This is a genomic window from Paraburkholderia sp. Clong3, from assembly GCF_050436485.1.
Taxonomy (GTDB): Bacteria; Pseudomonadota; Gammaproteobacteria; order Burkholderiales; family Burkholderiaceae; genus Paraburkholderia; species Paraburkholderia tuberum.
Genome location: NZ_JBNDMH010000003.1, coordinates 795056 through 806502, shown reverse-complemented (window position 1 = coordinate 806502; position 11447 = coordinate 795056). Strand labels below are relative to the sequence as shown.

Genomic DNA, 11447 nt, shown 5'->3' with positions numbered 1-11447 from the left:
GGTCGGCGGGAAAGGGTGCGTGTGCCCTCTCCCGCTTTTTCACGATCCCCAGACTTCTGCCTCTTTTGAAACCCGAGTGGGTGATTTGGCGGGTCAAGGGCGGGCGTGAGCCCGGCGCAGCGAACCCTTGAGGCGCCCTGAACCGACAAGCTGGTGCATGGCTGGTTGCGGCAGAATGCGGCAACCAGCCATGCGAGACGAAGCGAACATGACGAATCAACTCTTTGAAGCCGCCTTGGGAATCAAGGCCCCGTGGTACGTGCAAGGCGTCGACTTCGACACGGCCAAACGGCAGCTCACGATTGCCGTGGACTTTGTCGCTGGCAGCCGCTTCGCCTACCCCGGGGTCGCCGGTGAGCACCCAGTGCATGACACGCAAATCAAGCGACTGCGCCACCTGAATTTCTTCCAGCACGAGTGCTATCTGGAAGTGCGGGTACCGCGAGTGCGCTTGCCGGATGGCGCGGTACGGCTGGTGGAACCCGACTGGGTCGGCCAACTCGACGGCTTCACGTTGCTGTTCGAAGCGCTGGTGCTGATGCTGGCGCAGCAGATGCCGTTTGCCGCGGTGGCACGCATCGTCAATCTGTCGTGGCACCGCGTGCACGCCATCTGTTCGCGCTATGTGGAACTCGCGCTCGCGTCGGCGAACCTGTCGGACGTGAGCACGGTAGCTATTGACGAAACCTCGTACCGGCGCGGCCACGAGTATCTGACGCTGGTCGCCGACATGCAGGCGCGACGGGTCGTGTTCGTCACGCCCGGGCGTGACGCGAAGACGATTGAAGGCTTCGCGGCATATCTGAGCCGACACCACGGCACGCCCGAGCAGGTCACCTCGGTGAGCATCGACATGTCGCCCGCCTTCATCAAAGGCGTGGGCGAACATCTGCCCAATGCGCGGCTGACGTTCGACAAGTTTCACGTCGTCGCCCACGCGTCCAAGGCGCTTGATACGGTGCGCCGCCAACAACAGAAAGCCGACCCACAACTTAAAGGGATGCGCTGGACGCTGCTCAAGGACGCCAACAAACTGAATCTGGCGCAATTGACCGACCTCGAGGCGCTGCTCAGGCAGTACGCCACCAAGCGCACCGCGCGCGCATGGCTGTATCGCGAGCAACTGCGCGAGATTCTCGAGCGCAAGCAAATCCATGTCGTCTCCGAGATGTTGCGGCAGTGGTGCACCAACGTCATGCGCTCGAAAGTCGAGCCGATGAAGGACGTCGCGCGTCTGATTCGTCGGCACTTCGACGGCATCGTCGCCTGGACTCAGACGCGCCAGACCAACGGCTTCATCGAAGCAATCAACGGCTTGTTTCAAGCGGCCAAGCGAAAGGCTCGCGGCTACACGCGCTTCGCGACGATGCGCACGGTCCTCTTTCTCGTTGCTGGCAAGCTCGATTTCTCCGGCTTCAACCCGCATGCCTCGTGAGCCCCGTTACCCACTGCATTTTCAAAAGAGCCAGACTTCTTTCGTGGGAACAAAGTGGCAGTTGAACTGCCCTTCTAGTCTTACCGTGTCACATAATTAGTTGCACAGTCTATTGCCGTACAGGAAGAGTGCCATCGTTGCGTGAGTCGTAGTCCAAGCAGGGGTGCTGTCACGTCAAATTATTCGCGACGCAATAGCGGAGAGGACAGACGCCTGCTCAGAAAACGGACGGAGTTTGGGTGGCCTCAGTGAAACAATGCCAGGCGGCGAAGCGTGTGGCGAGCTGTTTGCGGTAGAGTGAGGCGCGTAGCAGGTGTCGTTTGAGCGCGAAGTGCTGACGGATCGGACCGAAGCTCGATAAGAAAGCCTGCGTGCGTTCAGGATCGCGGAAGCCACGCATGCGTCGCTCACGTTCGCGCGTCGGCTGATGACTGTTTTCAGCTCGGTTATTGATTCGCGCGCTGGCTTTGACGAAAACGTGCTTCACATGAGCGAGCTCGGGAATCTCGGCTTTCGCCGCCGGATAGCTGCGCAGCTGGTCGGTCACGATCTTGCGCGGTGCTTCAGCACACGAGGCAAGCACGCGCTTGAAAAACCGCTTCGCCGCTGCCTTGTCGCGGCGCTTCTGTAGCAGGATATCGAGTTCACTCCCGTGTTGATCAACAGCGCGCCACAGCAGGTAAGGCTCGCCGCGCAACGTCACAAATACTTCGTCAAGGTGCCATGTCGTGCCGGGCTTGCGACGCGCCGCTTTCACACGGTGGGCGAAACGGGCACCGAATTTATCGCACCAGCGTCGGACTGTTTCGTAGCTGACGATAACCCCCCCTCGAATAGCAGCTCTTCGATATCACGCAGGCTGAGCTGAAACCTGAAATACCAGCGGACCGCGGAACTGATGACCGCCGCTGGAAAGCGATGACCGTGTAAAGCGATTTTTCATTCTTCATCACGCGATCTTACTCGAACATCTCAGCAACGTGACACCCATTAGCCGGCCCAAGTCAAGGCGCGAATTCATCCATCGCCGGATTGCAGTGGCGATGGTATTTCCATCGGCACTGCAATCCGGCGATGCTTTTCCGTTGTCTGTCATGCTGCCTACGGAGCCTGATCACATCCGCTTTCTCTCAGCTGGTTGCGAACCGGGTCGCACCAGACACCCATCGGGATCAAGCATGCCGCAGGTCTGCAGCCGCCCTGGCGACTATTGCCGCCCCAGAGAAACGTTGGTGCCAGGCGACGTCCAATGGGTTGCATCGCAGAGCCGTGGCTGTCACTTTCGCGACGCCAGTCAATTGTGGCTCATCGCCTGGGCGATCCGGTTTTTCGCAGACAGTGGGGCCGGCGCAGGAGCACGTCCAATCAGTAGCCCTGGCTGCAGGCCAGTCACGTTACTGGCTCGCCTCCATGCGTCGACCCGTCAGGCAAAACATCGCTTCACGTCAAACGGCTGGTGCTCACGCAACATGTGATAGCACGCGCGTGCCAGCTTGTGCGCCAGCGCCTTGATTGCGAGGATTCCATTCCTTGCGCGCTTCTTGCGCTCATAAAAACGCCTCGCCTGCGGGCAGTAGCGAATGGCATAGTTCGCCGCCTCGACAAACGCCCAGGCGAGGTACTTGTTTCCATTCTTCGTGTTGCCTTCGCCTTTCTTGCGGTTGTTGCTCTCCCGTCGGCTATCGACACAGCGACAATATGAGCTGAAATTGCCAACGTCGGCAAAGCGCGTGATGGCGCCCGTCTCTAGCATGATCGTTGTCGCCAGTACGGGGCCGACACCGGGTATCGACTTCAGCAGCGCATAATCCGGGCGCAGTTGTACACGCTCCATGAGTCGCTTCTGCAAGATGGCGATTTCCTCCTGCAGCGTGCGCATCACCGCCAGATTGGCCTGCATGGCGAGCGTCACATCAGGCGCAAAACCGAGCGCATTTACCTGCTCGTCGCTCAGATGCTTGATCACTTCTCCGGTCATCCGCTGACCTGTCTGTCGGGAAAGCAGGTTTTCGATTGAGAGTATCTGTGCGGTCCGGCAGCGCACCAGTTGCATTCGTTTGCGCGAGAGGTCCCGTACTGGCCGCTCTTCTGCTGGATAAATGTAGCCTTCTGGCAATAGCCCCAGACGCAGGAGTTGCGCCAGATGGGCTGCATCGGTGAAGTCACCGCTGTATTTCAGGCCCTCGTACTGCCTGATTGCCGCTGGGTTCGCCAGATGGACCTGATAGCCATCCTCCATTAACTCATCCACCAGCCAGTACCAGTTGAACGTCGCTTCGATGACCACCCCGACCAGTTCGGGCCGGTACGGTGCCAGAGCGGCCCGAATCTGGAGCGCATCGTTCGGTAACCGCCGCTGGTAGACAACCCGGTCCGTTTCATCGCTGACCACGACCACACTGTTGTTCGAGTGCAGGTCGATTCCACTAAACTTGTTCATGCCGGCCTCCTGTGCGTCACGTCGGTGTTCGCACCTCCGACTCTACGCCAGCCGTTCGAGTCGAACGGAGGGGGCCGGCTATATGATTATCAGTGCCCATCAGCGTGCCGACCTGTGCGAACGACAAAAGACTCGATCGTTCAATGCATCACCTATGACGCAGGCGAAGGCGCTGACGATCCGCCTCTAATGTTCGCTTTCACAACGGCTTTCTGAAATGGAGGCGTTGGCGACTGGTAATACTCGGCGCGTCTTTAGCGAACACGCGGAAAGTTTTGCGGCTTTTCATGCACGAAACAGGGACACCCGTCTTCATGGATGGACGCGAGCCTCGAAAATAAATCATCGAACGCGCGCTGCGATTTTTTTCGCATTTTTTCCCCGTACGATGTTTTCGTGCTTTTCCGCCGCTTTGCGAATAGAGGTCTATGAAAAACAGAATTGCCGGATTCGATGGATTGCGCGCGATCGCTGTGCTGATGGTGTTTCTGCAGCATCGACTCTTCGGCGACATCGGCGAAATCGGGCATCTCGGCGTGTGGATCTTCTTTGCGCTGAGCGGCTTTCTGATCATCGGCATCCTGTCGTCGCGGCGCGCGCGCATCGAAGAGGGCGACAGCTGTTTCCGCACCGAACTCCGGCGCTTTCTGTTTCGTCGCACGGTGCGCATCTTTCCGATCTATTACCTGATGCTCGTCGTGATGTGCGTGCTGATGGCATTTGGCCTCGCGAATCCGGAACTGGCGAGCGGCATGCCGTTTCACTTCGCGTATCTGTCCAACTTCTGGATCGGCTCGGTGCTGCGTTACTGGCCGGGCCGCTATTCGCACTTGTGGAGCCTCGCGATCGAGGAGCAGTTCTATCTCGTCGTTGCGCCGTTTTTGCTGCTGCTCGCGACGCGGCGACATCGAGCGGCATGTTGGGCGATCGTGGCGCTCGGCCTTGCCGCGCTGTTCGCGATGCGCGCCGCGCATTGGGATGAGATCACGATCTATACGCACCCGTTGAGCAATGTCTGGTTGCTCGCGTTGGGCGGCATCGGTGGTCTGGTGATCGAGGACGATCGCGGCCGCGTGCGTGCCTGGCTCGGTCGTGGCCTGACGCTGTTCGCGCTGAGTCTGGTCGTGATCGGTTTGTGCGCGGCCGAGCCGAGGTGGAACATGCTCGACGATCCCTTGCTGTTTACCGCGATCAGCGCAACGTACGGGATCGGTATCGCGGCGCTGGTGGCTTCGATCGCGTGTTGCCGCAATGCTGCCGTGATGGGTCTGCTACAGACGCGTTGGCTCGCCGGTCTTGGGCGTATCAGTTACGGCTTCTATCTGTATCACAACCTGATCCCCGATCTGACGCGTAACCGTCACGCCGAGGCGTTGTTTGGCGGCACCGTGCCGATGTGGGCACATATGCTTGGCATCGTCGCGTCGTTTGCGATTTCGCTTGGCATTGCGGTGCTGTCGTGGCGGTTGATCGAGGCGCCGATTTTGCGAGTGAAGGCGCGCGGCGAATCGGTATTGAAAGCAGCGGAGAACGTCGCTTCCGACGTAGCCTGAAAGATCGAACCAGGTCGATGCGCGAGGCGCTTTCCCGCGATGCCGACCGACCCGGGATCGTCGGACTTCGCGTAGCGCATCATCAGGCCCGTCAAGCCGCCGCAGGCTCGTGCACGATCTTCAGCGTGCTCTTGTGCTCGGCGATGAACCGATAAACGGTGTCCCCGGGTACGGTCTCGTGCTCGAGCAACTGGTCCGAAATGTCGCGCAGTACCGGCTCGTACGCGTGCAGTAGCCCGTAGCAAAGTTCGTTGAGTTCCTTGAGCAGCACGTTCGCATGCTCGATTGCGCTCTTCATTTGCAGGCCCGCATACTGCGACGGCAGCGCCGCGAGACTGAACAGATCGCCGTCGCTGTTGAAGCCGAACTTCGACACCATGTCGAGGCTGATACGCGAGGCCTCCTGCAAGTCCGACGCGGCGCCGCTCGATGCTTCGGAGAACATCAGAATCTCCGCGTTGCGTCCGCCGAGCAGCACCTGGATCTCGTTGCGGATTTCCGTTTCGCGGTACAGGTGCTTGTCCTGCGCCTTCGTGATCAGCGCGACGCCAAGCGCGCCGCCACGCGGCAGAATCGTCACTTCCTCGAGCACGCCGGTGCCAAGCAGCGCCGCGACCAGACCATGACCCGCCTCATGCACCGCGATGCGCCTGCGCTCGTCCTCGGTGAGCGCGCGCTCGGCGCCGCTCACGTCGCCGATGCGCGCGATCTTGATCGCTTCCATGAAGTGCTTCGCGGCGATTTCGTTATCGCCCGCCTTGCGCGCGATCAGCCCCGCCTGATTCACGACCATCGCGACGGTGGCCGGCGACAGTCCGGTCGTCAAACGCGCGAGCTGGTCGTAGTCGATATCCGCCGCTTTCGACTTCAGCCGCTGCGCGTAGAAACGGAAAATCTTGGCGCGGTCTTCGCGATCCGGCAGACGCACCTGCACCGTGCGATCGAAACGGCCGGGGCGGCGCAATGCTTCGTCGAGATTGTCGGGATGGTTGGTCGCGGCCACGACGATCACGCCCTCGTTCGACTCGAAGCCGTCCATCTCCGCGAGCAGCTGGTTGATGATCCGGTTGCTTTCGGCTTCGACCGGACCACCGCCGGTGTCGGTTCGTTTCGCGAGACCGTCCGCTTCGTCGATGAAGATGACCGTCGGCGCGTTCTTGCGCGCGAGTTCGAACAGGTGCCGCACCTTCTGGATACCGACACCGTAGTACTTCGCGCTGAAATAGCTGCCCGTGATCGAAATGAAGTTCGCGCCGCATTCGCCGGCCAGCGCCTGAGCGAGCCGCGTCTTGCCGACGCCGGGCGCGCCGACCATCAGGATGCCGCACGGCGCGCGCACGCCCAGCGACGAGAACTGCTTCGGATCGGACAGGTAACCGCGAATGTCGGCGAGCGCGGCCTTCGCTTCGTTCGCGCCGATCACGTCGTCGAAACGCAGCGTCGGTGTTTCGCTGAGCAGCTTCGCGCCGCCCTTCATCTCGCGTCGCATGAACCACGCCATGCCGCCGATCAGCGCGAGCGGCAGGAGCACGCTCAGCGCGTCGCGGAACTGGTCGAACAGTTGGGTCCAGCGTGCGCCGTCGCTGTGGATGTCGACGTCGGGCAGCCACACGAGCTGATACGCGGCGGCGTCGGAGCGCTCGCCCAGCAGCAGCGCGTGCGAGAAGGTTGCGTTGTGATCGGTGACGAAGTACTTCGAGCCGTCACGCAGCGACACCAGAATCGCGTTGGGACTCACGCCGATCGCCGCGACGTTGGTGTCGTGAATGTCGCGCAGCATCGTCGACGCATCCTTCTCCGCATGCGTCCACGCGGATGCATCGTGACGCATCTGGCTCGCAATGCCGCTCAGCGCCGGCGCCTGCGGCTCGGCGCGATGCTGGATATACCAGACGCCCCAACCGACCAACACCGCGATCAGCACCGCCATAGCCGCCACCGCAATTTTGCGTGCGCGCTTTTTCCCAAGCGAATTATTTCCCGGCTTCATGAGTCATTTCCAAAATGCGGACTTGAACAAGCCCTTACTTAATCAAGCTGTCTGTCAAACTTACCTGTCGAAATCGGAAGGCGGAGTCTGCGGAAAATCGGCTGGGGGCGAAGCGCCACACGGCGAGGCTCAAAGGACAATTCAGAAGGACGACGATCTTTGCGTCCCGGTGAGCCGCGTTAGCCGAAGGCAGTATGCCGGCGGTACGCTTCCGTCAAAGTCGCGGAAAAGGCCTTTGTACCGTCTATCCGGCCATCGACACGCCGGAAGGGGACGCGGGAAGCGCGCGTAGGGCGTCGCCGCCTTGGCTCCGGCGCACAGTTTATCAGCGTAAAAAGCGGCGCGTGTTTTTAAATGTCTATATCTAACCGCACCCCAATTAAAATCAGTCAGAATTACTGACAAAGGCGCAATTTAGACAGACCTAAATGATCTGAAAATAGGCCACGATTAAGTCAGGATTTTGGAATCGGCTGGCAATACCGGCGGATGAGCGACGGGTCTCTGTGGACCCGTTCGCGTCATCGCCACTTTTCTCTCAGGTTCTGCTTCTTGGGCGCCGGCGCCGAGCGGCATCGACGGTTCTTTCTACGCTGCACTTCTTTCGGTCTTCGCGGACGACTCCGACATCTCAGGCCGCCGTGCGCCGCTGGCCCGAGCCTGCAAGCGCAACATGTCGCGCAGCTTCGCGATGCGCGCGCGCTGATTCTGGATCAGATGATGCGTGTCCTCGAGCGCGCGAATACGCCGCTCCCAATAGACGTGGTCGAGTTCACCGGATTGCGCGGCGCCCTTGCGCGCCACGAAGGCAAGCACACTCTCGAGATGCTGCAAGTGGCCATCCGCGAATCTGGCCGGAAGCCGCCCGCCGCATTGCGCGGCTGCTTGCCTGTTGATGAGGCTCATCTTCGCTCCCCCGCGTCCTGCCTGTTGGCCTGATGACTTGGCCGCATCGATCGCTAAAGTCGAAAGCGATCTGCAATCTGACCGTTTGACCATAGCGCAGTTTTTGGATGCGGCTTGACCGTGCGTCTCAAAATAGGGCGCGGGCGTGAGAAATGCCGACTGGTATGGCCTGTCTTTGCGTGCTGAAACAGCTCGTCGCGCGGGATTGCCGCACTCGCATCGCGGCGACCAGGCGCGATGCCGGGCTCAAGGTAGACACCACCCATCACCGATTTTTCGTTCTGCTGCCCGTTCTGACTCAGCGTGATGCCGTCGATCGCGCCGCTTGCATTCGTGCGCAACGCATCGAGCCGACAATAGGCAACACATGGCGCCCGCCATCGGGCACGATGCATAGGGGCACCCATTTCAGGAGATTCGACCATGCAGCCGGCTGAAACCCCTTCCTTCGCGGCGTCGCTCGACGCGGGTCTGAGCGGCGCGACGCGCGTGTATTTCATCGTCGGCGATCCGATTGCGCAGGTGCGCTCGCCGTCCGGCGTGACCGCCGCGTTGCGTTCGGCCGGCCGCGATGCGCTGGTGGTGCCCGCGCACGTCGCGCCAGCCGATCTGCCGGCTTTTTTCGCGGGCATCGCGCCGATGCGCAACGTCGACGGCGTGATCATCACGGTGCCGCACAAATTCAGCGCGGCGAGCTATTGCGCGACGCTCGCCGAAGAAGCCGCGTTCCTTGGCGCGGTCAACACGCTGCGCCGCAACGCCGATGGCGGCTGGCATGGCGGCATGTTCGACGGCACCGGCTTCGTTGCGGCGCTCGTCGCGGCGGGCTGCGAACTACAGGGCAAGCGCGCGCTGCTGGTCGGCGCGGGCGGCGCGGGCTCGGCGATCGGTCATGCGCTGATTCAGCGCGGCGTCGGCTCGCTCGACGTGCGCGACAACGACGTCGAACGCACCAGCTCGCTGACCGCACGGCTCAATGCGCTCGGCCGAGGCAAGGCGCGCGGTGCGGCGGCCGACCTCGACCCGAGTCCGTATGACGTGGTCGTCAACGCATCGCCGCTCGGCATGCGCGCGGGCGATTCCTTGCCGATCGACGTCGCGCGCTTGCCGGCCAAGACTTTTGTCGGCGATGTCGTAACGAAACCGCCACTTACGCCGCTGATCGAAGCGGCACGCGCGCGCGGTTGCCCGACCGTGACGGGCACGCAGATGTTCGAACGCGTGTGTGATCGGATGGTGGAATTCTTGCTGGAGACGCCGACGTCTACGTAACGGCGCGAAGCAACCAGGCGCGCGCTGCTACACTGGCGCGAAATTGCCGTGCCGAAGATCCCGCACGGCATGCACGAGGCGTGGCGCAATCCTGCGCCGCGTTCACATCGCCCTCTGCGCGCCAACCCATGCTTCGATTCGACAACCTCAGCAAGCGCTATAGCGACCGTGTCCTGTTCGAAGGACTGCACTTCGACGCGACGTCCGGCTGCGTCGCGTTGAACGATGAATCCGGCAGCGGCAAATCGACGTTGCTCGCCATCCTCGCCGGCGCGCTCGAACCCGACACCGGCGACGTATGGCTCGGCGGTCATTCGCTGCGCGCCGCGCCGCATGCCGCGCAAGCGCTGCTCACGTATGTGCCGGAAGACAGCATGAGCTGGCCCGATCAGACCGGCCGCGATTATCTGCGGCAGGTTGCGGCGGCGCGGCACACCGCGCTGACCGACGACGTGCTCGCGCTCGCCGAACGCTTCGGCCTCGCGCCGCATCTGGACAAACGTTTCGAGCAGATGTCGTATGGCAGCCGCAAAAAGGTGTTTCTGACGGCGGCCGCGCTCGGCGAAACCCGCGTGCTGATCGCCGACGAACCGGCCGGCGGACTCGACGCGTCGGCGCGCGCGGTGCTCGCCGAGCTGTTCAGAATGCTCGGCACGACGCGCACGGTGTTTTTCACGAGTTACGACGAAGGGTTCACGCAGGCCTGCGAGGCGACGGGTGTCAGTTTCGCGGACCTAGCGATCCCGCGGGTCATGCGGGCCGGGCGCGAGCGTTGAATCCTCAGATCGCCACACAAATCTTGCCGAAGTGCGCACCCGATGCCTCGTGCCGGAACGCGTCGGCGAGCTTGTCCAGCGCGAACGTGCTGTCGATCACCGGCTTGATGCCCGTGGTCTCGAGCGCGCGCACCATGTCGATCTGATCCTGCCGGCTGCCGACGATCAGCCCTTGCAGACGCTGTTGCCGCGCCATCAGATGCGCGGTCGGCACCTGACCCGCGCGGCCGGTCAGCACGCCGATCAGCGCGATGTGCCCGCCGATGCGGCATGCGGTGATCGACTGCGGCAACGTGCCGGGACCACCCACCTCGATCACGTGATCGACGCCGCGCCCGTTGGTGATGTGACGCACTTCTTTGCCCCACTCGGGATTGTCGCGATAGTTGATCGTATGGTCGGCACCCAGTTCGCGCAGCTTCGCGAGCTTCGCATTCGACGACGACGTCGCGATCACCGACGCCCCCATCGCCCTCGCCATCTGCAAGCCGAAGATCGACACGCCGCCGGTGCCGAGCACGAGCACGCTGCTGCCTGCCTTCAACTGACCATCGACGACCAGCGCGCGCCACGCGGTCAGCCCCGCCGTGGTCAACGTCGCCGCTTCGGCGTGGCTGTAGCCGGCCGGCGCGTGCGTGAAGTAGTGGCTCGGCAGCACGACGACTTCGCGCGCGTAGCCGTCGACGCCGTCGCCGGGGGTGGTCGCAAAATCGCCGATCGCGGGCGAACCGTTTTCCCAGTGTGGGAAGAAGCAGGACACGACGTGATCGCCGGCCTTGAATTCGCGCACGCCTGCGCCGACCGCTTCGACGACGCCCGCGCCATCGGCCATCGGGATGCGGCCCGCTTCGGCCGGCAGATTGCCGCAGACGACGCCGTAGTCGTGGTAGTTCAACGAACTAGCGCGAATGCGCACGCGAATCTGCCCGGCCTCGGGCTGACCGGGATCGGCGAGATCGACGACCTGCAGGCTATCGACTGTGGCGGGAGAACCGATTCTGACGGCTTTCATGTTTTCGATCCTTGGTGAGTGGTGCGCTGCCGTGAGCAGCTCGATGTCCACGCGCGATGCGCG

9 protein-coding genes and 1 pseudogene are annotated in these 11447 nt (G+C 62.1%); 4 read left to right on the top strand and 6 right to left on the bottom strand.

Translation table 11 applies throughout. From position 1 onward, the window contains the following. Positions 1 to 208 precede the first annotated feature (208 nt). The gene (locus OKW30_RS27115) at positions 209 to 1435 is read left to right on the top strand and encodes an ISL3 family transposase (RefSeq protein WP_429348116.1); all 1227 of its coding nucleotides are present in this window, start codon (positions 209 to 211) and stop codon (positions 1433 to 1435) included. A gap of 217 nt (positions 1436 to 1652) precedes the next feature. Here the strand turns inward: OKW30_RS27115 and OKW30_RS27110 are convergent. Next, positions 1653 to 2371 (bottom strand): annotated as a pseudogene (locus OKW30_RS27110) (IS6 family transposase). Positions 2372 to 2858: 487 nt separating this feature from the next. After that, a complete protein-coding gene (locus OKW30_RS27105; RefSeq protein WP_429348115.1) occupies positions 2859 to 3875 on the bottom strand; it encodes an IS110 family transposase in 1017 nt (338 codons plus the stop codon). Positions 3876 to 4303: 428 nt separating this feature from the next. Here OKW30_RS27105 and OKW30_RS27100 point away from each other — a divergent pair, with 428 nt between their 5' ends. Next, entirely contained in the window at positions 4304 to 5428 is a 1125-nt protein-coding gene (locus OKW30_RS27100) for an acyltransferase family protein (protein ID WP_429348114.1), read from the top strand. Positions 5429 to 5519: 91 nt separating this feature from the next. On the opposite strand, the gene OKW30_RS27095 is transcribed toward OKW30_RS27100, so the two are convergent. The 3 genes from OKW30_RS27095 to OKW30_RS27085 form a co-directional block, all read right to left on the bottom strand. Continuing rightward, positions 5520 to 7418: an ATP-dependent metallopeptidase FtsH/Yme1/Tma family protein gene (locus OKW30_RS27095; RefSeq protein ID WP_429348113.1), complete on the bottom strand. Its 1899-nt coding sequence runs from the start codon at positions 7416 to 7418 to the stop codon at positions 5520 to 5522. Between the two features lie 588 nt (positions 7419 to 8006). Next, the gene (locus tag OKW30_RS27090; RefSeq protein WP_429348112.1) at positions 8007 to 8324 is read right to left on the bottom strand and encodes a hypothetical protein; all 318 of its coding nucleotides are present in this window, start codon (positions 8322 to 8324) and stop codon (positions 8007 to 8009) included. Between the two features lie 53 nt (positions 8325 to 8377). Then, a complete protein-coding gene (locus OKW30_RS27085; protein WP_429348111.1) occupies positions 8378 to 8749 on the bottom strand; it encodes a hypothetical protein in 372 nt (123 codons plus the stop codon). Between OKW30_RS27085 and OKW30_RS27080 the strand changes: the two genes are divergently transcribed. Continuing rightward, positions 8748 to 9596 carry a shikimate dehydrogenase family protein gene (locus OKW30_RS27080; protein ID WP_429348110.1) on the top strand — a complete coding sequence of 283 codons (849 nt, stop codon included), beginning with the start codon at positions 8748 to 8750 and terminating at the stop codon, positions 9594 to 9596. The two genes, OKW30_RS27085 and OKW30_RS27080, sit on opposite strands and share 2 nt — an antisense overlap. Positions 9597 to 9724: 128 nt before the next feature. Beyond that, positions 9725 to 10372, top strand: a complete 648-nt coding sequence (locus OKW30_RS27075; protein WP_429348109.1) for an ABC transporter ATP-binding protein — start codon at positions 9725 to 9727, stop codon at positions 10370 to 10372. A gap of 4 nt (positions 10373 to 10376) precedes the next feature. Here OKW30_RS27075 and OKW30_RS27070 read toward each other — a convergent pair whose 3' ends face one another. Then, positions 10377 to 11384, bottom strand: a complete 1008-nt coding sequence (locus OKW30_RS27070) for a zinc-dependent alcohol dehydrogenase family protein (protein ID WP_429348108.1) — start codon at positions 11382 to 11384, stop codon at positions 10377 to 10379. Positions 11385 to 11447: the final 63 nt, after the last annotated feature.